Consider the following 24,434-nt stretch of genomic DNA (forward strand, 5'->3'; position numbering starts at 1 on the left):
GTAAAAAGTGGTAGATTTTTTTTATTTTTGATGCAAACTATAGCTTCTTTAAGTGGTAAATTTAATTGGAACATACGAATGCAAAGTAGATGCTAAGGGAAGGATGATGATGTCATCAGCTTTCAAGAAGCAGTTGTCTTCTGTGTTGCAAGATGGGTTTGTGATTAAGCGTTCTGTGTTTCAGTCTTGTTTGGAGTTGTATCCGATGCAAGAGTGGAATTCGGTGATGGCAAAAATCAATAAACTAAATCGATTTGTAAAGAAAAATAATGACTTTATCAGGAGGTTTACAGCGGGTGTAAAGGTGGTGGAGATGGATGCTTCCGGTAGGATATTAATTCCAAAAGATTTGTGTCAATTCGCAGAAATTGAAAAAGAAGTAGTGCTTTCGTCTGCGGTGAACATTATTGAGATTTGGGATAAGGATAAATACGAAAAAGTAATAGATGATGCTGTTGTTGATTTTGCTGATTTGGCAGAAGAGGTAATGGGTAATATAGGAGAAGATGAGTTATCATAGTCCAGTTTTGTTGAAAGAAAGTGTAGATGCGCTTAATATTAAAGAAGATGGAGTGTATGTAGATGTGACCTTTGGTGGAGGTGGGCATTCACGCGAAATATTGAGTCGACTGGGAGAGAAGGGAAGGTTGTTTGCTTTTGATCAAGATCCAGATGCGCAGCAGAATAAAATTGACGATCCGCGTTTTGTGTTGATTGGTGAGAACTTCCGATTTATTTCTAGGTTTTTACGTTTTTACGGAGTGAAAAAAGTGGATGGTGTATTGGCAGATTTAGGTGTATCGTCACATCAGTTTGATGAGGCGGAAAGAGGTTTTTCAACTCGTTTTGATGCTGATTTGGATATGCGAATGGATCAGAAATCAGAATTGTCTGGTAAGAAAATCATCAACACTTATACTGAAGAGCAGTTGTCGGATATATTGTTTTTGTATGGTGAGTTGCGAAATGCACGAACACTGGCGAAAACAATTGTTGAAGCGAGGGCAGAGAAAGAAATCAAAACAAGCTTTGAGTTAAAAGAAGTGTTGCAAAGATTTCTTCCGAAGGCAAAAGAACATAAAATTCTAGCGCAGATTTTTCAGGCAATACGTATTGAGGTGAATCAAGAGTTGGAGGTGTTGAAAGAGTTTTTAGAGCAGATGCCTCAGTTGTTGAATGAAGATGGTAGGTTGAGTGTGATTTCATATCATTCTTTAGAGGATAGATTAGTGAAGCGATTTATAAGAACAGGATTGTTTGCTGGGGAGCCTGAAAAAGATTTCTACGGGAACACGAATGAACCAATGAAAAAAGTAGGTAAAATGATTGTTCCTACTAGAGAAGAAATAAAAGAGAATAATAGGGCGCGAAGTGCAAAACTGCGAATAGCAACGTTAAAGTAATGTCGAACGGAAAGAAGAGTATAGTATACAGTTTTTTAAGAGGAAGTTTTCTTACAGATGAAAGCTCGTTTAAAAATTGGAGGATCTTAATTTTTGTGGTAGCGCTATTGTTGTTGATGATTTACAGCGCGCACAGTGCAGATGCTAAAGTAGTTAAAATAGCAGAGCTAAATAAGAAGAAAAGAGAGCTGAGGGCAGAAGATGTAGATACGAGTACGCAGTTAATGAAAATGAAGTTAGAAAGTAGTATTCGAGATAAAGTAAAAACTAAAGGATTGTATCCTGCAAAAACACCTCCTCAAAAAATTAAAGTAATATATAATAAAGAATAATATAAATGGTAGTTAAAAAAAGCATATTAAACAAACTCTATGTAATAGTTGTTTTAATGACGCTTTTCTTTGTTGTTATCATTTTTAGAGTTTTTAATCTTCAATATGTTGAGGGTGAAAAGTATCGTAAACTTTCGTTAGAGGAAACTACAAAAAACGATACCATTTTTGCAAATAGAGGTAACGTATATGCTGCTGACGGAAACCTGTTGGCAACTTCAATGTCTAAGTTTACAATCCGTATGGATGTGGTGGCGGTAGATTCAGAAGTTTTTGAAAAAAATATCCGAGGATTATCAGAAGCGCTTTCAGGTTTATTGGGTAAACCGACTAGTTATTATCAGAATAAATTACGAGAAGCAAAAAGACGAAAAAATCGTTACTTATTAATTGCTAGAAATGTTGGGTATAACGATTATGTAAAGATGAAAAGCTTCCCGATTTTTAATCGAGGAGTGTATCGAGGAGGATTTATAGCAGAACAAAAAACAGTGCGCGTGCATCCTATAGGTAAAATTGCAGAACGTACTATTGGTTATGATGATTACAGGGGAGGAGCAGGGATAGAAGGTGCATTTGCTGATTATATGGAAGGAGAGAATGGTTGGCGACTAAAGCAAAAAATAGCTAAAGGTCAATGGAAGCCAATTAATGATGTAAATGAAAAAGAGCCTATTGATGGAAGTGATGTAATAACGACAATTGATGTGAATATTCAAGATATTACACATCATGCCTTGTTGCGACAAATGGAATATTTTGAAGCAGAACACGGTTGCGCTGTGGTAATGGAGGTAGAAACTGGAGAGATTAGAGCAATTTCAAACTTAGGGAAAACCTCTAACGGAAAATACTACGAAAAAAGAAATTATGCTGTTTGGGAGAGTCACGAACCTGGGTCTACATTTAAACTGGCAAGTTTAATGGTGGCTTTAGAAGATAAAGTGGTGGATACTTCAACGGTGGTAGATTGTGAAAAGGGACGAATTTATATCAACAATCGTAAAGTTGAAGATAGTAAGAGGGGTGGTTACGGAAAAATATCGATGGGTAGGGTATTTGAGGTTTCTTCTAATGTTGGAATTGTAAAAACGATACAGAAATATTACGATAAAAATCCAGAGAAATTTACTAAAAGAATTAAGTCTTTTGGATTAGATCAATTAACTGGTGTGAAAATTAAAGGAGAAGGGAAACCATATATTCCAGATCCATCAGAAAAGAGTTGGAGTCCTATTTCATTAGAATGGATGGCATGGGGATATGGAGTGTCATTAACACCTTTACAAACACTAGCTTTTTACAATGCGGTAGCGAATGATGGTAAATTAGTAAAACCTTATTTTGTTAAAGAGTTAAGAGTAGGAGGTAAAGTAGAACAGAGTTTTGGTACAGAAGTATTGAAAGAAAAAATTGCATCTCAAGAAACATTAGATAAGGTTAGAAAGGTGATGGAGAATACCATTCAATATGGAACAGGAAAAGGAATTTATTCTCCTAACTTTTCAATGGCAGGAAAAACAGGGACTGCTAAAAAATATATTCCTCGAACTAAAAATGACAAAGGTGAATATGAGGGAGGCTATTATTCTAATGAGAAGTACGTAGCGTCATTTGCAGGGTTCTTTCCAGCAGATGAACCTAAATATTCTTGCATAGTGGTAGTACATAGTCCGAAAAAAGAAAAAGGATATTACGGAGCTACAGTTGCAGCGCCAATTTTTAAAGAAATAGCTCAAAAAATATACACTTCAACAGCGATTAACAAGCAATTTGTCGCTGATAAAATTTCAGATGAAGTAATTGATAACGAATACCAAGAGTACTATCAAAACTTAAGAAAGTATAAAACCATTATGCCTAAAGTAACAGGTATGAGTGGAATGGATGCCGTAGCTTTATTAGAAAACATGGGGCTAAAAGTGAAGTTTTCAGGTGTTGGAAAAGTAAAAGAACAATCGGTAGAAAACGGAAAAAAAGTAGAAAAAGGAGCAACGATATATTTAAAATTATCATAGTTGAAGAATTTAAAAGACATATTATATAAGGTATCGGTAAGCGAGGTTTACGGAAATACGGATGTTGCTGTGAATGCAATTCAGTTTGATAGTAGACAAGTGCAGGATAATGATGTTTTTGTAGCGCAAAAAGGAGTAACAGTTGATGGTCACCAATACATTGAGAAGGCTATTAACCTTGGAGCAAAAGCAATTATTTGTGAAGAGATTCCTGAAAGAAGAAGTGAACAAGTAACGTATATAAAAGTAGAAGACTCCAATGTTGCTTTAGCAATAATAGCGGCAAATTATTATAACAACCCGTCAAAAAGCTTGCAGTTAGTAGGAGTTACAGGTACCAATGGTAAAACTACCATTGCAAGCTTATTGTACCAATTGTTTAAAAAGGCAGGATATAAAGTAGGTTTGTTGTCAACGGTTACAATAATGGTTGATGAAAAAGAGTATAAGGCAACACATACAACACCAAACTCAGTGGCAATTAACAATTATTTGTCAATGATGGTTGAAGAAGGTGTTGAATATTGTTTTATGGAAGTGAGTTCTCATGGAATTCATCAAAAACGTACTGAAGGATTAGAGTTTGCAGGAGGTGTGTTTACGAATTTATCGCACGATCATTTAGATTATCATGAAACCTTTGCAGAGTATCGCGATGTAAAAAAATCATTTTTTGATTCTTTACCAAAATCGGCATTTGCCTTGGTGAATATTGATGATAAAAATGGGCAAGTAATGTTGCAAAACACGAAAGCCACTAAACAAACTTATGCGCTAAAAACTATAGGAGATTTTAAAGCGAAAGTATTAGAAAAACGTTTTTCAGGAACTTTATTAACAATCAATGGTATTGAAGTTTGGACGAAGTTAATAGGTGAGTTCAATGCGTATAATTTATTAGCTATTTACGGTGTAGCAGAATTGTTGGGACTTGAAAAATTAGAGATTTTACGAATTGTAAGTGAATTAGAAAGTGTAAGCGGACGCTTTCAATATACAATCTCAGATGGTGGGGTTACTGCAATTGTAGATTATGCACATACACCTGATGCTTTGAAGAATGTATTACAGACTATTAATGATATCCGTACAGGAAATGAAACTGTAATAACAGTTGTAGGTTGTGGTGGAGATCGAGATGCAACTAAACGTCCAAAAATGGCATTGATTGCTTCACAATTAAGTAATCAAGCAATTTTTACTTCAGATAATCCAAGAACTGAAGATCCACAGTTGATTATAGATCAAATGGAGGAAGGGGTTTCTGCGGAAAATTATAAGAAAACATTATCCATTTTAGATAGAAGACAAGCAATAAAAACAGCTTGTAAGCTAGCAAAGTCGGGAGATATTATCCTAATTGCAGGAAAAGGACATGAAACCTATCAAGAAGTAAATGGAGTACGTCATCATTTTGATGATTTAGAAGAAGTAACCAACTGTTTCAATCAACTAAAAAAACACTAACGAATGCTATATTATTTATTTCAATATTTAGAAAGTGAGTTTAGTCTAACAGGGGCGAGTGTGTTTCAATTTATCACATTCCGATCTGCAATGGCGTTCATTTTGTCTTTATTGATATCAACCATTTTCGGTAAAAAAATCATCAATTATTTAAGAAGACAACAGGTTGGTGAAACGGTTAGAGATTTAGGTTTAGAAGGACAAGTACAAAAAGCAGGAACTCCTACAATGGGAGGTGTCATCATCATTCTAGCTACATTAATTCCTGTGTTGTTGTTGTCAAAACTAGAAAATATATACATCATAATTCTATTAATAACTACAGTTTGGATGGGGTTCATTGGTTTTGCTGATGATTATATCAAAGTATTCAAAAAAGATAAAGCTGGATTAAAAGGGAAGTTTAAGATTTTAGGGCAAGTAGGTTTAGGACTAATAGTAGGTTCTATGCTGTATTTCCATCCAGATGTAACTATTAAAGAGCAGTTACCAGTGTCAGAACAAGTTGTGCAGGTTGATGGAAAAAAGAAAGTATTTGGAGAAACTCATAAATCAACAAAAACAACAGTTCCATTCATGAAAAACAACGAGCTGGATTACGCGAAAGCATTTAGTTTTTTAGGTGATGGATATGAGAAGTACGGATGGATAGTGTTCATTTTTGTTACCGTATTTATTGTAACAGGTGTTTCTAACGGAGCAAATTTAACCGATGGAATCGATGGTTTAGCAGCTGGGTCTTCAGCGATTATGGTTATTGCTTTGGCAATTTTTGCATGGGTGTCGGGTAATATCATTTTTGCAGATTATTTAGATGTAATGTATATACCAAAATCAGGAGAAATGACCGTATTTATTCTGGCATTTGCAGGAGCATTGATAGGGTTCTTATGGTATAACACATATCCAGCTCAAGTGTTCATGGGAGACACTGGAAGTTTAACTATTGGAGGAATCATAGCAGTTATAGCTATTGCTATTAGAAAGGAGTTATTGTTGCCAATTTTAGCAGGAATATTTGTGATAGAAAACCTATCAGTAATCTTACAAGTATCATGGTTTAAGTACACAAAAAAGAAGTTTGGAGAAGGAAGGAGAATCTTTAAGATGTCGCCTTTACATCACCACTACCAAAAATCAGGGTATCATGAAAGTAAAATTGTAGTCCGTTTTTGGATTGTTGGAATTTTACTAGCGGTATTTACCATTGTAACATTGAAGTTAAGATAAATAAGCCCACCCCAGCCCTCCTGAAAGGAGGGAGTAAAAAAAGGGTATAAAAGAGATAAAAAGGAGGATAACAAGTGAGTAAGCAAGAAAAAAGAAGTGATGGGGTTGTTTCCCCTTCGGGGACTAAGGGGCTTTTAGTTGTGCTTGGAGGAGGAGAAAGTGGTGTAGGAACAGCGCTTTTAGGGAAACAAAAAGGATATGAGGTTTTTGTTTCAGATAAAGGAAGTATAGCAGAGCGATACAAAAAAGTTCTTTTACATAATTCAATCGATTTTGAAGAAAATCAGCATACAGAAAGTAAAATTTTAAATGCTGATGTGGTGATGAAAAGTCCTGGTATTCCTGATAAAGTAGCATTAGTACAAAAACTACTTTCTGAAGAGGTGAAAGTAATTTCAGAAATTGAATTTGCTGCTCAGTTTACAGAAGCTACTATTGTGGCGATTACGGGTTCAAACGGAAAAACCACAACAACCATGTTAACACATTATGTGTTGCAAAAAGCAGGATTGAATGTAGGAGTTGGCGGAAACATTGGAGATAGTTTTGCAGAACAAGTTGCGGATGATAATTACGATGAATATGTGTTGGAGTTAAGTAGTTTTCAGTTAGATGGAATTGAAACATTTAAACCACATATTGCTATAATAACCAATATCACACCCGATCATTTAGATCGATACGAATATAAATTTGATAATTACATAAACTCGAAATTCCGTATTACAAAAAACCAAACGGAAGACGATTTTTTAATATACGATGCCGATGATGAAGCAATTCAAAATTGGTTAAAAAATAACAAAACAAGAGCAACGCTAGTGCCATTTTCAATAGAAAAAGAATTGGAATACGGAGCTTTTTTAAGACAAGATACGATACTGATGAAATTAAATACAGAAGAAAAATTAATGAAGGTTTCTGAATTAACATTACAAGGAAAACACAATACTAAAAATGTAATGGCGGCTTCAATGGCAGCTAGATTGCTAAAAGTAAGAAAAGAAACAATTGCCGAAAGTCTGTCTGATTTTGAAGGTGTAGAACACCGTTTAGAAAAAGTACAAAAAATTAACGGAATAGAATTCGTTAATGATAGTAAAGCAACCAACATAAATGCAGTTTATTATGCGTTGGAGTGTATGGATAATCCAACTGTTTGGATTGTAGGTGGTGTTGATAAAGGGAATGATTATTCAGACTTATTACCGTTAGTAAGAGAGAAAGTAAAGGCAATTGTATGTTTAGGATTAGACAATCAGAAAATCATAGACACTTTTGCGAATGTAGTTGATGTTTTAGTAGAAACTGCTGGGGCAGAAGAGGCTGTGAAAGTTGCGTATAAAATTGCACAAAAAGGCGACACAGTATTGTTATCTCCTGCATGTGCTAGTTTTGATTTATTTGAAAGTTACGAAGATAGAGGAAGAAAATTCAAAGAAGCTGTAAGAAACTTATAAAAGCTAAAAAAGATTGATGAAACACATCTTTCGACATATTAAAGGAGATAGAGCTATTTGGGCTATCGTAACAATGTTGGCAATATTTTCGTTTATGCCAATATATAGTGCTAGTACCAATTTAGTGTATGTAGTGGGTAATGGTTCTACTTTAGGACATTTAATAAAACACATCGTGTTATTAATTACAGGTTTTGCTGTGATTTACGGGGTGCATAAAATTCCATATAGATACTTTAGTGGAGGTTCTGTTTTAATGTTTCCAGTTGTTATTGTTCTGTTGATTTTTACTCTAGCTCAAGGAACAACCATTGGAGGTGCAAATGCTAGTAGATGGATACGAATTCCGTTTGTAGGTATCGGTTTTCAAACTTCTACGTTGGCGGGTCTTGTGTTAATGGTGTATGTGGCTAGATATTTAGCCAAGCATAAAGAAAAAGTTATTTCATTTAAGGAGAGTCTTTTACAGTTATGGTTGCCAGTTGGTATTGTATTGGTATTGATATTACCCGCAAACTTTTCAACCACGGCCATGGTGTTTTTTATGATTCTGTTAGTGTCTTTTATAGGTGGTTACCCGTTAAAATACATTGGTTATATATTAGGAATGGGACTCATCTCTTTCTTGTTTTTTATACTACTAGCTAAGGCGTTTCCTGATGCTATGCCTAACCGTGTAAATACCTGGAAGAGTAGAATTGAAAATTTTTCTCAACCTAATGGTGAAGAAAATTATCAAGTAGAAAAAGCAAAAATAGCCATAGCTACAGGTGGAGTTATTGGAAAAGGGCCAGGAAAAAGTGTTCAAAAAAATTTTTTACCTCAATCGTCATCCGATTTTATTTATGCAATTATTGTTGAAGAATATGGTTTGGCAGGAGCAGTTGTAGTTATTTTTATTTACTTTTTATTACTCTTTAGAATATTAATAACAGCTAAAAAAGCTACCACCATATTTGCAACATTATTAGTAGTAGGTGTGGGAATCCCGATTGTTTTTCAGGCGATGATAAACATGGCGGTAGCGGTGAATATTTTACCAGTAACAGGACAAACACTCCCCTTAATTAGCAGTGGAGGTACCTCTATTTGGATGACATGTTTCGCATTAGGAATGATTTTAAGTGTAAGCGCTTCTAAAAACGAAACTGAAGAAACAATTTTAGACGATAACCCTTTAGATATTTTACATGAAACACTTGATTAAAAATATAAGTTTATGGGTTGGAACAGCTATGAGTGTTACATACAACCATAATGTTAAAATAAAATAGATTGTATGAAACAGTCGATTAATATCATAATAAGCGGTGGAGGTACTGGTGGGCACATTTATCCAGCCATAGCTATTGCAAACGAAATTAAAGTTCGTTATCCAGAAGCTAATATTTTGTTCGTAGGAGCAAAAGATAAAATGGAAATGGAAAAAGTTCCGCAAGCGGGATATGAAATTGAGGGATTATGGATTTCGGGTATCCAAAGAAAACTAACTCTAGCAAATTTGATGTTTCCTTTCAAGTTGTTAAGTAGTTTATGGAAAGCACACCGAATTATAAGAAGATTTAAACCAGATGTAGCAATTGGTACAGGAGGTTTTGCTAGTGGGCCAACATTAATGGCTGCTAATCAAAGAGGAATTCCAACTTTGATTCAAGAGCAAAATTCCTATCCAGGAATTACCAATAAATTTTTAGGAAAAAGCGCGCAGAAAATATGCGTAGCCTATGATGATTTAGAACGTTTTTTTCCAGAGGATAAAATTATAAAAACTGGAAATCCAGTCCGACAAGATTTACTGTTTATTCATGTAAAAGTTGAAGAAGGTAAAGAGTTTTTCGAGTTAGATACTTCTAAAAAAACCTTGTTGGTTTTAGGAGGAAGTTTAGGGGCTCGTAAAATAAATCAGCTAATAGAGGCAAATTTAGATTTCTTTAAAAAGCAGGGTATACAGCTTATTTGGCAATGTGGTAAGTTGTATTTTGATGAATATAAAAAATACAACGAGGTAGAAAATGTACAAGTACATCAGTTTTTAAACCGAATGGATTTAGCGTACGCAGCGGCCGATTTTATTGTGTCGAGAGCAGGGGCAAGTTCGGTGTCAGAGCTATGTATTGTAGGTAAACCAACCATTTTTATACCGTCACCTAACGTGGCAGAAGACCATCAAACAAAAAATGCTAAGTCAATTGCTAAAGAACATGGAGCAATTGTGGTTAAAGAAAATGAGTTAGAAACGTTTCCTGTGGTATTAGAAACGTTGTTGAAAGATAAAGGGAAGCAAGAGAGTTTAAGTGAGAATATTAACGAATTGGCGTTGCCTAATGCAACAAGTAATATCGTTAATGAAGTAGAAAAATTAATCAGTTAGTGAATTTAAAAACGATACATAACGTTTATTTTGTAGGTATTGGTGGAATTGGGATGAGTGCCTTGGCTCGCTATTTTTCCGAGAATGGTAAAGTAGTTGCAGGTTACGATAAAACACCGTCACCTATCACTAAGAGTTTAGAAGAAATAGGGGTAGAGGTTCATTTTGAAGATGCTGTAAAGAATATTCCGATTTCATTTTTAGATAAAAAAGCTACATTAGTAGTGTACACGCCAGCAGTTCCTAAAAACCATTTAGAGTTAAACTATTTTATAGATAACGGATATACGGTTTTAAAAAGAGCAGAAGTGTTGGGAGAAATTACCAAAAACACTTTTTGTTTAGCGGTGGCTGGAACCCATGGTAAAACGACGACTTCATCAATTTTGGGTCATATTATGCAGTCTGAAAAAGCAACCTCTTTTTTAGGTGGGATTGCAGAAAATTATAACTCCAATTTAATTTTAGGTGAAGATAAAGTGTCGGTGGTTGAAGCAGATGAGTTTGATCGTTCATTTTTAAAATTATCTCCAAATATTGCCTGTGTAACCTCTATGGATGCCGATCATTTAGATATCTATGGAGAGAATGAAATGCTTCAGCAATCTTTTGTTGAGTTTGCTAATAAAGTTTCAGATACGTTAATTGTTGCAAAAGGATTGCCCCTAAAAGGTTTGACCTATGCTGTAGATGAAGATGCAGATTATAAAGCTTTTAACGTTAGGGTTGAAGTTGGTAAGTACATTTTTGATGTACAAACACCAACATCCCAAATTAAAGATATCGAATTTCATCTACCAGGAAATCACAATATGATGAATGCGTTGGCAGCATTAGCAATGGCAGATGTATATGGAGTTTCGTTAGATAAAATAAAGGAACAATTAAAATCTTTTAGAGGAGTACAAAGAAGATTTTCATATAAAATAAAAACAGATGATGTTGTTTTAATTGATGATTATGCACATCATCCAACAGAAATAAAAGCAGTAGCACAATCGGTTCGAGAAATGTTTCCAAATGAAAAAGTGTTAGCAGTTTTTCAACCGCATTTATTCAGTAGAACAAGAGATTTTGTTGATGATTTTGCAGTAGCATTATCGTTGTTTGACGAAGTGTTGTTGTTAGATATTTATCCGGCAAGAGAATTACCTATTGAAGGAGTTACTTCAAGTTGGTTGTTGGATAAAATGACCTTAGAAAATAAAAAGCTAGTATCTAAAGAAAAATTAAGTGATGAAGTGCTAAAATCTGAGTCAAAAATTGTAGTGATGTTAGGGGCAGGAGATATTGGTTTATTGGTAGAAGAAGTAAAAAATAAAATTAAAGAAAAACACAAAATCTAGTATGAAAAAAGTAGCAACTTATCTATCTTTTTTCTTGTTGTTGATGTTTTTGGCGTTCTTGTATGGCTTTACAATCAACAGAAACGGCTTGAAAAAGGTTAAAAATACCGTGGTCGAGTTTGAAGCAGGTGATAATAACTTTTTGACGCACAGTATGGTTGATAAATTGTTAATACAAAATAATGAATTTGTTAAAAACCAACCGAAAAGATTGGTAGATTTACACTTTCTGGAGGCTAATGTTTCGGCGAATCCGTATGTTGAAAAAACAGCGGTGTTTTTAACGGTAGATGGGGTGTTAAAAACAGTAATAAAACAACGAACACCGATAGCTCGCATTGTTGATAAGAACAAATCTTTTTATGTTGATAAGTACGGGGCAGAAATACCATTATCAACAAATTTTTCAGCAAGGGTACCGTTAGTTTCAGGAGTAGGGGAATCTGAGCAAATCAAAGAATTAACAGAGTTAATAAAGGTTATAAATAACAATAGTTTTTTTGCTAAAGAAATTATTGCTATTCAAAAAGACAACCAAAACGAATATACATTTACAGTTCGTAGCGGTGATTATGAGATAATTTTTGGTGAGTTTAAAGATGCAGCAGAAAAATTTAAAAAGCTAACAGCGTTTTATAACAAAGCTCTTAAAGACAAAACTATAAGTAATTACAAAACGATAAATGTAAAATACCACAACCAAGTTGTGTGCACAAAACAAAATCAAGATGGAAAACAATAAAATAGCAGTTGGTTTAGATATTGGTACAACCAAGATTGTTGCCATGATTGGTCGTGAAAACGAATACGGAAAACTTGAGGTTTTAGGTATTGGTAAAGCAAAAAGTTTAGGTGTAAAAGGAGGAGTTGTTAACAATATTACGCAAACCATTCAATCCATTCAGCAAGCAGTTGAAGAAGCAGAAAGTGTTTCAGGACAAAAGATAGAGAATGTGGTGGTTGGCATTGCGGGGCAGCATATAAGAAGCTTACATCATAGTGATTATATAACACGAGAAAATGCCGAAGAAGTTATTGATGCAAAAGACATTGAAAACTTAGTAAATCAGGTACATAAATTAGTAATGTTACCTGGTGAGGAAATTATTCATGTGTTACCTCAAGAGTTTAAAGTAGATAGTCAACCAGGTATTAAAGAACCTATCGGGATGTACGGAGGAAGGTTAGAAGCCAACTTCCACGTTGTGGTTGGTCAAGTGTCTTCTATCCGAAATGTAGGAAGATGTATTAAAAGTGCTGGTTTAAATTTATCTGATATAACATTAGAGCCTTTAGCATCGGCATCAGCAGTATTAAGTCAAGAAGAAAAAGAAGCAGGTGTAGCGTTGATTGATATAGGTGGCGGAACAACAGATTTAGCCATTTTTAAAGACGGAATTATTCGTCATACAGCAGTCATCCCTTTTGGAGGTAATGTAATTACTGAAGATATTAAAGAAGGCTGTTCAATTATAGAAAAGCAAGCAGAGTTGTTAAAAATTAAATTTGGTTCTGCATGGCCAGGGGAAAATAAAGAAACAGAAATTGTATCTATTCCAGGGTTACGAGGAAGAGAGCCAAAAGAAATTACACTTAAGAACTTATCTAAAATAATTCACGCAAGAGTACAAGAAATTATTGAGCACGTGTACTTAGAAATTAGAAGCTACGGACACGAAACTCAAAAAGGAAAACTCATTGCAGGTATTGTTTTAACAGGTGGCGGAGCTCAATTAAAACATTTACGTCAGTTAGTAGAATATATTACTGGAATGGACGTTCGTATTGGGTATCCAAATGAACATTTGGCAGGAGATTCTGATGAAGTCTTATCAAGTCCAGCATTTGCAACCGCAGTTGGGTTGTTAATGGAAGGCTTGAAAAAAGAAGGAAATGAAGTAGCAGCAGAAGAAGCTCCAGAAGTGTTTGTAGAGCCAACTATTGAAGAAGAAAAAGAAGCTATAGAAGAAGCTCAAGAAGAGAAGGAACTACCAGCGAAAGAAAAGTCTAAATCAATCTTTGAAAAGTTTACCAAGCGATTCACAGAAGGATTTAAAGAGTTTTTAGATAACGCAGAGTAAAAGTATATAAAAAGCTACTCCGAATTAATCCCCTAAGAAGGAGAGTGTAAATTGAATAAGAATTAATAAAAAAGAAAAGTTATTATGAGCGCAGAATTTGATAACATTTCATTCGACATGCCGAAAACACAATCGAATGCCATTAAAGTAATTGGTGTTGGTGGGGGAGGAAGTAACGCAGTAAACCACATGTATAGTAAGCAAATTCACGGAGTAGATTTTGTGATTTGCAACACTGATGCACAAGCATTAGAAAACAGTCCAATTCCTAATAAAGTACAATTAGGGGCACACTTAACTTCTGGTTTAGGTGCGGGTGCAAATCCTGAAATAGGAGCACAAGCAGCGGCTGAAAGTATTCAAGAAATTCAACAAATGTTAAGCACGCATACCAAAATGGTATTTATTACCGCAGGTATGGGTGGAGGTACCGGTACTGGTGCAGCGCCAATCATTGCCAAAATTGCTAAAGATATGGATATTTTAACGGTAGGAATCGTTACAATGCCATTTCAGTTTGAAGGAAGAATGCGCTCAAAACAAGCTCAAACAGGAATTGATGAGCTACGTAAAAATGTAGATTCGTTAATTGTTATCAATAATAATAAACTGCGCGAAGTTTATGGTAATTTAGGGTTTAAAGCAGGATTCTCAAAAGCAGATGAAGTGTTAGCTACCGCGGCTAAAGGTATTGCAGAAGTAATTACACATCACTACAAACAAAATATCGATTTACACGATGCTAAAACGGTATTGTCTAATAGTGGTACTGCAATTATGGGATCTGCAAAAGAAACTGGAGCTAACAGAGCTAAAAATGCAATTGTAAAAGCGTTAGATTCACCGTTATTAAATGATAACAAAATTACAGGAGCTAAGAATGTATTGTTGTTAATTGTTTCTGGAGGTAATGAAGTTACCTTAGATGAAATTGGAGAAATCAACGATTATATTCAAGATGAAGCAGGATACGATGCCAATATTATTATGGGTATTGGTGAAGATGAAACTTTAGAAGACGGAATAGCTGTAACAGTTGTAGCAACGGGTTTCGCTGCTGATCAACAAGGAAATATAACCAATACAGAAGTAAAAAAGATTGTTCATACCTTAGAAGATGAGCAAAAAGCTACGTACAATTTTGGAGATCAAAAAATTCAAACTTCTCCTAGTATAAATGAACCTTTACCAACTAAGCCTGTTGATAAAGTTGTTCACGTATTAGAAGAGGAAATTGTTGAGCCTAAATCGAATTTAATTCCAACAACTGAGGCTATTAAAAATATTGATGTAGTGTATGACGAAATCGCTGTTGAAACCATTTCAGAAGATGATTTTATCATAACAAATATCGCTGAGCCAAAAGTAGAGGAAGAAGTAAGACAACAACCAATTCAACAAGATTTATTGTTTGATTTACCGTTGAATTCTTACGAAGAAATAAAACCAGCTTCTCATTTAGTTGAAACTACAAATGAGATTAAAAACATTGAAGTAACTGCACAAGAAATTACCTTTCACAAGGTAGAAAAGCGATATGTTTTAGACGATTTTAGTGCAGAACCAACAATTGGTAAAAGTTCTACCCCAACTATAAAAGAAGAGGTAGAAGAAGAGTTACGTTTTCAAGTAAAGTCAAAAACTCAAGAAGAAATTAATGATATAGATACATCTAGTGAAGAAGTATCTCCGTTGAGTTTAACAATTTCTGAAGTGCAAAAAAGAGCACAAGAAAGACGTGAAAAAATGAAAGGTTTTAACTATAAGTTTAACGACCAAAGAATAAAAAACGTAGATGAAATTGAAAGTCAACCAGCTTATAAAAGATTAGGAGTTGATATTGATTCAGGGTCAAATATTAGTAAATCAGACACTGCATTAAATACAGATAATAACGATTTATTACGCTCAAATAATTCGTTTTTACACGATAATGTAGATTAATAAAAGAATAACACGTATTTTTAAAATCCCGATTTATCGGGATTTTTTTAATAGTAAAAATCACAAAATTATGAGTTTGCAAAAACAGGTAATGGATAAAATGAAAGAAGCTATGAAATCGAAAGATACCGTAGCTTTAACCGCTTTAAGAGCCTTGAAATCGGCTTTTATGTTAGCAAATACAGAAGTAGGAGCAGGTGAATTATCAGAAGCAGAAGAGTTGAAAATTGTTCAAAAGCAGGTAAAACAACGTAAAGATAGTGCAGCTGTATTCACAGAACAAGGGCGTAATGATTTAGCAGAACCAGAATTGGCTGAAGCAGCTGTTTTAGAGCAGTTTTTACCAGAAGCATTAAGTGATGAAGAAATTGGTGAAATTGTTGAAAAAACCATTGCCGATGTTGGTGCTGAGGGAATGAAAGACATGGGTAAAGTAATGGGAATTGTTTCTAAGCAATTAGCAGGACAAGCAGATGGAAAAACAATTTCAGCGATTGTAAAAGCTAAATTAGCGTAACCATTTTTCTAGACCCAGTAGTTCAACTGGATAGAACATCAGATTTCGGCTCTGAGGGTTGGGGGTTCGAGTCCTCTCTGGGTCACATTTTGAAAATAAACCTATTGATTTTCAATAGGTTTTGTTTTTAAGGGTAAGTATAGTGTTAAGTTTTTTTATTTTCTCTAAAATAAAATTGTACCTTTTCTTCAACTATAACCGTCCTTTAAAGATAAAAATAATTTTTACTTACTTTTTAGAAACCATATATAAAAGAAGTAGGAAACAAATTACTTTTTGCCATTCAAAATACTTTTTTATATAAAAAAGTACTATAAATTAAGATTTTATATATATTAGCGTTGATAAGTATTATAATGATACTTAGAATTATCCCCCGAAATAAATCAGTTAAAATATGGCACACTTATCAATTTACTCTAAGAATTCCTTTTTCTTGATTTATTTCTAGTATGATTCTAGTATCCAATTTAATTTAACTATTAGTATTAGCTAGTTTAAGCTACAAATTATTGATTATTATATTTACTCTAGTATTAATTTTAAATAGAGTAATTATGAAAAAAGTAACTTTAATTTTAGCAGTAGTATTTTCTACATTTTTATTAACTAGTTGTACTGATGAGTCTAAAGAACTAGAAGAATTAAACAATGAAAGTCTGGAAGTTTATAACGTCGATAGAAAGGACATTGAAAGACCAGGATCACAAGGTAGCAATTAGTATAATTGGCAGCTTTTTAGTAGCCTTGTCTGGATTAATTTTGTTTACAGACAAGGTTTTTCCTTTTGAGTTAGAAAATAAATTCGGATTTGGAAAAACTTCAACTTTTATTTGGGTTTTGAGTCAAACATTATCCCCTATCCTCTTAATAATAGCATCTGCATTTAGACCGTTTAAAACTGCATATATTATCCCTGTTTATATTTATACAATACAGTTTATATGGATTTTCAGACCAAATATAAGATTTGATGATTATTACCTACAAACTTATGCCATTGGAACTACTATTGGTTTTTTATTAATGTTATACATTATTTATAGGTTCAATCTAATAAAGACCAAGAGACAATTAGAAAATGAGAAATTTAAACAAGATGTTAATGAAACGATTGATTTATTAAAAAAAGATATTTTAACAAAAACAGAATAAATAAATTGAAATGGATATTAAAATTGAAAAAGCTAAAGAAATCAGAACACTAATAGAGAATAACACGATTGATAAAATTGCTGCTTTAAATCTTTTAAAAGAGCTAGTTAATACACAAAATATTTCTATTTCTGAATTAGATGTTTACCTACACGAAATAGACAATTTAAAAAAGATTAAATTAATCAAAAACAATATTAGTAGTAGTATAATAGAGTTAGAAGAAAATAGTAATCAAATTATGGAGTTTTTAAGTTTAAATAATGACGATTTTAAAAAACTTAAACAATTTGGGTATAAATTACTATAGAAAGAAAATTAATCTATACTGTCCAATCTATTTTTAAGAACTTCTTTTAAAGTCTTATTTCTCTCATCTGTTCTTAGAGATTTGACCCATAAATAAAAATTTTCATACTTCATTAGTTCATCTTCATGCAAGAGAATTTTCTCTATAACATCTAAAGCATCTTTCTCAGAAAGGTTTTTAGTTTCAGAGCTGGGTTTTCTATCATATTCTTTGAATACCTTTTCTAAAATTGGGATTTTAGATTTGGGTACAACTCCACTATTCTCATAATTATAAATTGTATTTTTACTCAAACCAACTAGTTCTCCTAATTCTTCTTGAGATAAACCAAATTTCTTTCTTAATACTTTTAAATCTGAACCGTTCATTAATTAGTAGCAAGTTAAAAACAACTTTCTTGTTTTTTTAAAAAAAATCACAATTTTGTGATTAAAATATTTGTAAATCACAAAATTGTGATTATATTTACACCGTGTAACATTTCAAATATAGGTAATTTATAGTGATTCCCTATAAAAATTAGTAGCAATAGTAGAAAAACAATAATTAAAGCAACAAGAGACTAAAAACAAAAAACTGATTCTTAAAGACTAAATAACTCTATTTAAAACTAATACTACCTATGTTGTTAAGTCAAAGAATTTAAAAATTAGAAAGCGGGACTTTTCTTTTGTATTAAAAAGAAAATTTTCTAGTCGGGGGCGGCTAGGTTTTTTGAAGTTTGTGAAGGGGCTTCTTTAAACCAAAAAATCGCTTTTTTCCCCTTAAGCGGTATCAACCCAAGTATTTAATACTTGGGTTGTTTTTTTTAGCTAAGTGACACTACATTTATGCTCTTAGTTTTTAAATAATCACAAAATATTTATCAAAATGTAAGTAGACGCGTTTTCCACACTCTTTTCTTTTGATTATAGCTATGTAACGTTAAAAACACCTTTTCTTCCTTTCCATTTATTAATCGACCATTATTCTCTTTAAAGTTTTTCCCTAGAAAACTATAATAATCCTCTTGCGTTAATTCATCTATAGGCTTTTTTAATTCAACTAAAAACATAATACTATTAAATAGACTAGTCCCCATAAGCTCTTTGCTATAACAATATAGTTTATTACTATTTGAGTCTTCTATATATAAATAGTCATATATACTCATAAAAAAAGGTTTTGGCTTGTTTTCTAGCCTTAACCCTTTTGCTGTTTTTACAATTGTATTAACCCCATTATTTATCTTAATTCGTAATTCTTCATTAAAATATATATTCCCAACAGAATCTTTTATATGATAAGAGGGGTTCAAATCTTTATTATAGAGACTTTCCCATATACAAAGTAGTAGAGTACTAAAAAAATATAAATCATACTCAGGGTTTGATTTACTTAAACCATCTATTCTTAAAACTACGGATGGATTAATAAGTTTCTCTATTTCTTTATCTATATTCTTTTTCATCTATTGCAGTTTTTTTTAGAGTATCAACATAATGAATAGTTAAGACTAAACATAGACACTAACTACAAATAACTACTCCAAGATTTTTGTCCTTCCTGTATTTCTTTTTCAGGATATTGTTTGTTGTACTTTTTATATTGACTTCCAAAAAATACAGGTACATTTTCAGCAGGAGTTGTATCAAAATCGTTGATAATAGTTGTTCCTAAAGTATATAATTGTCTTAAGTTAGGCATGTCTTTAACAAACTTAATAGACGCTAAATTTTTACAATCTAAAAGTTTTAAAACCTCTAATTCTTTCAATTCACCAATTGGATTAAAATTTTGTAGTTTCCAGCAAATATCAAATTCTAAATATTTTAACTTTTGTAAAGTTGTTATGTCTGAAATGTCAATTAGACTTCTAACACCTCCAAAAGACACACACTTTAAATTGGTTAAAGTTTCAATTCCTTTTAAAGATTTAATTTTTGCTGTTTTAAAACTTAAGGTTTTTAAATTAGTTAAACTACTTAATTTTGTTAGGTCTTTTTCGTCAAAATCTGAAATGGTTAAATGTTGTAAATTAGTTTTGTTTAATGCTTCGATATTTATAATGCTTTTTTTGGTCCAGACATTTAAATGTAATGAATATAGTGATTTAGGAAGCTTTGAACAATCTAAAATAAAATCACAATCCCTCCATAAAGGAATAACTAATCCTTCTATTTTTGGGAGGTTATAAACAAAAGAATTATCTCCATTATTTCCGTATTGACCTCCTAAATCTAAGTTTTTAACATCTTTAAAAATTTCAACAAAACGTTCTATGAATAGTTTATTATGCTTACCGAAAAGTCTAACAGTATATTTATTTTTTAGAAAATCAGGATTTATGTTTTCTAAATCCGAATCTGGTTTAACCATTAAATATGGAGCATCTTTAAAACCTGATAAATACATATTATTTAAAAATTAGGGGAGTTAAAAGCTGGTGGTAAATTATATTTCTTTGCAATAACGGTAAAGATTTTTTATAAGCTATCTTTTACTCTTGTTATTGTTAAGGTATTTAAATAATTATCAATACTGATTAAAAAAAGTTGATTTTGTTTGTACTTTAGCATATTAGTCTCACTTTCTTTTATTTGTATGAATGTTGTTTTTTTTACTTTATCAATTATTTCCCCTGAATAGTCAATTATACTAACAAAAGTTTCTTTACCTTCATTATTTAGTATATATATATAATTATCATTTGATGTAGAGCTTATTAATTTAGCAGTAGAATAATAAGTTTTAGTTTGCCTATTTCCTTTAAAGTCCCAAATATTAATTTTATTTCCCTGTTTTTCAGAAATAAGAAATATTTTGTTTTTAGATATAGAATACCCTAAATCAATTATAGAACTAGCCTCAATATCTTGAGACCATTGTTTTTTTAAATCAAAATCAAACATCTCTATTTTAAAAATAGGTTTTTCTCTATTATGATAAGTAATAGTAGATACAATTACGATACCGATATCTTTAATAAAAACAGATTTCAGAGGGTAATATCTAAAGGCACTTTTTTCTTTAGTTTTAATTTTTATTTGATTTTTAATATTAAAACTAGTATCTATTTGTGAAATTATTAGTTCTGGTGTTTTCTTATATTTAAATCCTTCTGTGATATAAAATAATCTGTCACTACCCCCAATAATAAAGCCATTACCTGCTGGATATTTTGAGATATCCATGTCTTTTTTTTCTAGAACTTGTAAGTTTTTGTCATATTTAATCAAAGAATCTGTAGATTTTAGATTTTTCCCTAATGTTCTTGGTATTGAACTTAGCACTATTAGGTTCTTTTCTAATAAAAAAAAATCTTTTATAAAAGGAGGTGCTTTTATTTTTTTTGTATTTACGACAACAGTATCTTTTTTTATATCTAAAAAATGAACTTTACTGGTATGATTATCTGAGTAATGAAACTTCTGAAAAAGAATTTCTGTTTCATCATCATAGGTCAAATATCCGCCTTCACTAAATTTTTTATAGTAGGTGCTAGTTTGTTTATTTGATATTTTATTTGTGTTCTTTTGACAGGATACAGAACAAGAAAGAAGTAATATCCCTATAAAAACTATTATACAATTTTTCATATTTTTTGCCTATTTTTTTCATCAAGAACTGAGCATTTACCATTCAATAAAATAAGTTCTTAATAGTTTTTAACTTTACGAGCCTTCTTCAAAAATATCTTTATCATCCAATGTGATTTTTCCTGTTTTTCCATTAATACGGATATTATAAATATAAAGTCCTTTCACATAATAAATCCACCATTCTCCATCATCCTTTCTAATCGTTGTATTATTCGTGTCTTTTAGGTTTACCTCACGTTCCTTAAGCAACTTTAATAAATCTTCCCATGTATAATTGTAACCTTTGTCATAATTGGTTTCTTTTATCAAATTACCTTTCTTGTCGTACTCTTTCCATATGCCTTTTTGGAAACTAGAATTAAAATATTTTCCTGTTATCTTAAGGTTTCCATTTTTATAGTATTGATTTTTTACTTCAAAAAAAGATTCTTTTTGCTTAATAGTTTCTGCAAAAACTTCTTTAAGTTCCATTTGTTCTACAATAGTTCCATCACCTAAAACATGGTAATATTCATTACGAATTGTGTCTTTATATTTATTAAATTTTTCTATATCAATTTTTTTCATCGTTGTTATTTTTTGAGCGTTACAAGCTGTAACAACAATAAATCCCATATAAAGAATAAACAACTTAGTGCTATGAGCCTTCTTCAAAAATATCTTTATCATCCAACGTGATTTTTCCTGTTTTTCCATTAATACGGATATTATAAATATAAAGTCCTTTCACATAATAAATCCACCATTCTCCATCATCCTTTCTAATCGTTGTATTATTCGTGTCTTTTACGTTTACCTCACGTTCTTTAAGTAACTTTAATAAATCTTCCCATGTATAATTGTAACCTTTGTCATAATTGGTTTCTTTTATCAAATTACCTTTCTCGTCGTACTCTTTCCATATACCTGAATAAAAATCGTTTTCAAGAAAAAAACCGCTTATTTTTAATTTTCCATTTTTATAATATGAATTAAACTCTTGAATATATTTATCCTTATATTTTATAATTTCAATATATTCATCATTATCTTCTCTTTGCGTTATAACAGTTCCATTTTCTAGAGTTTGGTAATATTCATAACGAATAGTATCTTTATGTTTATTAAACTTTCCTATATCAAACTTTTTCATAATTGTTGTTTTTTGAGCGTTACACGAGGTAAACAATATTATTAATATTGTAAATATTCTGTTTTTCATATTATTCGGGCTTTATTAGTGTATTATTCCATAGTTTTCTCCATTGCCAAAGCCATGTTAATATTCGTTTTTTATTACCATAAATACCCCAATGCGAATAATCCATAATATTATAGGTTTCTCCTTTTTTATATGTATAATTTGCTTTTGAAGAAAAAGTATGATACAAACCTAAAGCATGCAAGGCTTCGTGAGCTACTGTAGCCACGTTATGCCCTTTAAACAATACAACTGCGTCCGAATTAAAGTCTTTAGACTGTCCGTTAACTCTTCTATTTGTTTTATTTCCATTTTTATCAAGAACAGGACATTGATCGCCAATAAAATAAACTTTTAAATAGTTGTTATATTTAGTATCCATTTTACCATTTAAATAATCGTGTAAGCCTGTTCTATTCTCAATATATCCTTGACCTTTTGGGTCAACTTGCTTATTAAAGGTTTTATCTTTTTTTAAATCCAAAGTTTCAATTATAATATTGGGCTTAATTAAGGCTTGTTGTAAATATTGGGTTAAAAATGTTCTCTTGCCTGTAGAATTTCCTTTTACAGGTTTACCTTTACCTTTTAAATCAGTTTTTACCTCCACAAAAACAACATCTAATTTTTTACGTTTACTTTTAGCATTGGCTAAAATGTTTAGTTGCCCTAATTGTTGGTTACCATACATAACCTTAATGGTTTGGTCGGTACTAAACTCCTTTAAACATTCAACGGTTAAAAAGTCATCTAATCTTTTTTTCTTTTTACTTTGAGCTGGTATAGTATCTGTACTTAACTTAAATAATTCGGTGTTGTATTCTAAACAAATATCTAACTTTTTAGGGTTATTTATCGTTTCTAACTGCAAGCTTAATGTTACGGTTTGCTGTGGATATAAAGTTAACCAACTTTGTATGTACTCAATTTCTTTCCCTGCACTATCTTTATACCAAGGAAATGTAAGCGTTTTATACTCATTGTCTTTTAGTTTTTTATATTTAAGAGGGTCTTTTTTAAACTTTTTTACTCGTTTTTTTAGTTTAAAATCATTGTACTGATTAGGTCCTACAATATCTTCATAAGTAACATAATCATCTTTCTCTTTTTTATGTCTTATATAATCAAAACCGTATTCCCCACTATAATTTTTACTAGGTCTAAAGTCTACAATTACTTTAGGCGGTGCTATAATTTCTAAAGAAGTGCTTTCCTTAGTACTGTCAAAATAAGTAGCAGTAGCAACCAGTTCATCTATCTCTACATTTTTAAAATCTTCCCACTCTTTCTTTATTTTAAAGTCGGTTATAGTTACTTTATTACCAGCAACATGTTCTTCCAATACTATTTCTTTAGTATTATTATCAAAACTAGTATTGTCTTTTTTTGCAATACTAATTTTTACCTTTCCTCCATTAGGGTTATTCAAATCTATTTCAAGACCTAAGTTTTCTTCGTAATGACTACTATTTACAACTTCATTACTCTTATTAATCCAGTTTACTTTTACAACACGAGGTGTTGTGTCTTCTTTCGCCTTATAAGGAGTATCTTCTATAGGTGGTATAAAACTCTCTTGCCACGGTTTTATATAACGAGTTCTACTTTTTCTACGCCAATCGGTACTATTGTTAAAAAAACGATAGTCTTGCATTGCAGGCGATATGGTTAAGGTAACCTGCATACCTTTTTGATTATCAAAAACCTCATGGTAATTTATAAGTACACCGTCTTGAAAGTTGTATTGGAATAGCTCTACTCCATCAAAATCATCTTCATAAAAAACTACTTTCCCATCCCTTAATAGGTAAAGATTAAAAGGATGACGTATTTTTTTATTGTCTTTTCTATCGGCTATAATCCATTCAATAAAGGTATCATCATACATTTCTGGTTCAAAAGTAACGGTAAAAGCACCTCCCATTAGGGCTGATGTAGGTTTACCGTTCCAATCGGTAAGACGAATGTAATTTAAACTTGTAGAGATTAATTCTCGTTCCTCTCCACACACAAAGAGTTTGGCTTTTATGTTCATAGAT

General features: G+C 32.0%; 24 protein-coding genes and 1 tRNA gene. 18 read left to right on the plus strand and 7 right to left on the minus strand.

What is annotated here, in order from left to right:
• Window positions 1-52 precede the first annotated feature (52 nt).
• From mraZ to ACR9ES_RS10700, 18 genes are all read left to right on the plus strand, one after another.
• A complete protein-coding gene (gene mraZ / locus ACR9ES_RS10615) occupies window positions 53-520 on the plus strand; it encodes a division/cell wall cluster transcriptional repressor MraZ (protein ID WP_408034713.1) in 468 nt (155 codons plus the stop codon).
• Window positions 507-1,403 (plus strand): 16S rRNA (cytosine(1402)-N(4))-methyltransferase RsmH, encoded by an 897-nt coding sequence (gene rsmH, locus ACR9ES_RS10620; protein ID WP_435254205.1) that lies wholly within the window; start codon window positions 507-509, stop codon window positions 1,401-1,403. Before mraZ ends, rsmH begins: the two co-directional genes overlap by 14 nt.
• The gene (locus ACR9ES_RS10625) at window positions 1,403-1,735 is read left to right on the plus strand and encodes an FtsL-like putative cell division protein (RefSeq protein WP_435254206.1); all 333 of its coding nucleotides are present in this window, start codon (window positions 1,403-1,405) and stop codon (window positions 1,733-1,735) included. Before rsmH ends, ACR9ES_RS10625 begins: the two co-directional genes overlap by 1 nt.
• A 5-nt stretch (window positions 1,736-1,740) precedes the next feature.
• Window positions 1,741-3,753: a penicillin-binding protein gene (locus ACR9ES_RS10630; RefSeq protein ID WP_435254207.1), complete on the plus strand. Its 2,013-nt coding sequence runs from the start codon at window positions 1,741-1,743 to the stop codon at window positions 3,751-3,753.
• Window positions 3,754-5,220, plus strand: a complete 1,467-nt coding sequence (locus ACR9ES_RS10635; RefSeq protein WP_435254208.1) for a UDP-N-acetylmuramoyl-L-alanyl-D-glutamate--2,6-diaminopimelate ligase — start codon at window positions 3,754-3,756, stop codon at window positions 5,218-5,220. It abuts the gene before it with no gap.
• Between the two features lie 3 nt (window positions 5,221-5,223).
• Complete coding sequence (gene mraY / locus ACR9ES_RS10640) at window positions 5,224-6,450, plus strand: phospho-N-acetylmuramoyl-pentapeptide-transferase (RefSeq protein WP_435254209.1); 1,227 nt, start codon at window positions 5,224-5,226, stop codon at window positions 6,448-6,450.
• 74 nt (window positions 6,451-6,524) lie between these two features.
• The gene (gene murD, locus ACR9ES_RS10645) at window positions 6,525-7,910 is read left to right on the plus strand and encodes a UDP-N-acetylmuramoyl-L-alanine--D-glutamate ligase (RefSeq protein WP_435254210.1); all 1,386 of its coding nucleotides are present in this window, start codon (window positions 6,525-6,527) and stop codon (window positions 7,908-7,910) included.
• Between the two features lie 16 nt (window positions 7,911-7,926).
• Complete coding sequence (locus ACR9ES_RS10650; RefSeq protein ID WP_435254211.1) at window positions 7,927-9,117, plus strand: FtsW/RodA/SpoVE family cell cycle protein; 1,191 nt, start codon at window positions 7,927-7,929, stop codon at window positions 9,115-9,117.
• Between the two features lie 72 nt (window positions 9,118-9,189).
• On the plus strand, window positions 9,190-10,281 hold the full coding sequence (gene murG / locus ACR9ES_RS10655; protein ID WP_435254212.1) for an undecaprenyldiphospho-muramoylpentapeptide beta-N-acetylglucosaminyltransferase: 1,092 nt from the start codon (window positions 9,190-9,192) through the stop codon (window positions 10,279-10,281).
• Window positions 10,281-11,627, plus strand: a complete 1,347-nt coding sequence (gene murC, locus ACR9ES_RS10660; protein ID WP_435254213.1) for a UDP-N-acetylmuramate--L-alanine ligase — start codon at window positions 10,281-10,283, stop codon at window positions 11,625-11,627. The genes murG and murC overlap by 1 nt, the downstream gene beginning before the upstream one ends.
• Before the next feature lies 1 nt (window position 11,628).
• Window positions 11,629-12,369: a cell division protein FtsQ/DivIB gene (locus tag ACR9ES_RS10665; protein WP_435254214.1), complete on the plus strand. Its 741-nt coding sequence runs from the start codon at window positions 11,629-11,631 to the stop codon at window positions 12,367-12,369.
• On the plus strand, window positions 12,356-13,708 hold the full coding sequence (ftsA, locus tag ACR9ES_RS10670) for a cell division protein FtsA (protein ID WP_435254215.1): 1,353 nt from the start codon (window positions 12,356-12,358) through the stop codon (window positions 13,706-13,708). Before ACR9ES_RS10665 ends, ftsA begins: the two co-directional genes overlap by 14 nt.
• An 84-nt stretch (window positions 13,709-13,792) precedes the next feature.
• Window positions 13,793-15,652 (plus strand): cell division protein FtsZ, encoded by a 1,860-nt coding sequence (ftsZ, locus tag ACR9ES_RS10675; protein ID WP_435254216.1) that lies wholly within the window; start codon window positions 13,793-13,795, stop codon window positions 15,650-15,652.
• Window positions 15,653-15,722: 70 nt separating this feature from the next.
• Window positions 15,723-16,169: a GatB/YqeY domain-containing protein gene (locus ACR9ES_RS10680; protein ID WP_435254217.1), complete on the plus strand. Its 447-nt coding sequence runs from the start codon at window positions 15,723-15,725 to the stop codon at window positions 16,167-16,169.
• Between the two features lie 11 nt (window positions 16,170-16,180).
• Window positions 16,181-16,254, plus strand: a tRNA-Arg gene (locus ACR9ES_RS10685).
• A 472-nt stretch (window positions 16,255-16,726) separates the two neighbouring features.
• A complete protein-coding gene (locus ACR9ES_RS10690; protein ID WP_274633996.1) occupies window positions 16,727-16,891 on the plus strand; it encodes a hypothetical protein in 165 nt (54 codons plus the stop codon).
• On the plus strand, window positions 16,860-17,324 hold the full coding sequence (locus ACR9ES_RS10695) for a hypothetical protein (protein ID WP_147431688.1): 465 nt from the start codon (window positions 16,860-16,862) through the stop codon (window positions 17,322-17,324). The genes ACR9ES_RS10690 and ACR9ES_RS10695 overlap by 32 nt, the downstream gene beginning before the upstream one ends.
• Before the next feature lie 10 nt (window positions 17,325-17,334).
• The gene (locus tag ACR9ES_RS10700; protein ID WP_274633995.1) at window positions 17,335-17,634 is read left to right on the plus strand and encodes a hypothetical protein; all 300 of its coding nucleotides are present in this window, start codon (window positions 17,335-17,337) and stop codon (window positions 17,632-17,634) included.
• Between the two features lie 8 nt (window positions 17,635-17,642).
• Here the strand turns inward: ACR9ES_RS10700 and ACR9ES_RS10705 are convergent, their stop codons facing one another.
• From ACR9ES_RS10705 to tssD, 7 genes are all read right to left on the minus strand, one after another.
• On the minus strand, window positions 17,643-18,002 hold the full coding sequence (locus tag ACR9ES_RS10705) for a helix-turn-helix domain-containing protein (RefSeq protein WP_121145951.1): 360 nt from the start codon (window positions 18,000-18,002) through the stop codon (window positions 17,643-17,645).
• Between the two features lie 497 nt (window positions 18,003-18,499).
• Window positions 18,500-19,084: a hypothetical protein gene (locus tag ACR9ES_RS10710; protein WP_274635318.1), complete on the minus strand. Its 585-nt coding sequence runs from the start codon at window positions 19,082-19,084 to the stop codon at window positions 18,500-18,502.
• Window positions 19,085-19,146: 62 nt separating this feature from the next.
• The gene (locus ACR9ES_RS10715; protein WP_274635319.1) at window positions 19,147-20,028 is read right to left on the minus strand and encodes a hypothetical protein; all 882 of its coding nucleotides are present in this window, start codon (window positions 20,026-20,028) and stop codon (window positions 19,147-19,149) included.
• 71 nt (window positions 20,029-20,099) lie between these two features.
• On the minus strand, window positions 20,100-21,212 hold the full coding sequence (locus tag ACR9ES_RS10720) for a hypothetical protein (RefSeq protein WP_435254218.1): 1,113 nt from the start codon (window positions 21,210-21,212) through the stop codon (window positions 20,100-20,102).
• A 75-nt stretch (window positions 21,213-21,287) separates the two neighbouring features.
• A complete protein-coding gene (locus tag ACR9ES_RS10725; protein WP_349264693.1) occupies window positions 21,288-21,782 on the minus strand; it encodes a hypothetical protein in 495 nt (164 codons plus the stop codon).
• 70 nt (window positions 21,783-21,852) lie between these two features.
• Window positions 21,853-22,347 (minus strand): hypothetical protein, encoded by a 495-nt coding sequence (locus ACR9ES_RS10730; protein WP_349264694.1) that lies wholly within the window; start codon window positions 22,345-22,347, stop codon window positions 21,853-21,855.
• 70 nt (window positions 22,348-22,417) lie between these two features.
• Window positions 22,418-24,430: a type VI secretion system tube protein TssD gene (gene tssD / locus ACR9ES_RS10735; protein WP_435254219.1), complete on the minus strand. Its 2,013-nt coding sequence runs from the start codon at window positions 24,428-24,430 to the stop codon at window positions 22,418-22,420.
• Window positions 24,431-24,434: the final 4 nt, after the last annotated feature.

The organism is Tenacibaculum sp. A30, assembly GCF_051200845.1.
GTDB lineage: Bacteria > Bacteroidota > Bacteroidia > Flavobacteriales > Flavobacteriaceae > Polaribacter.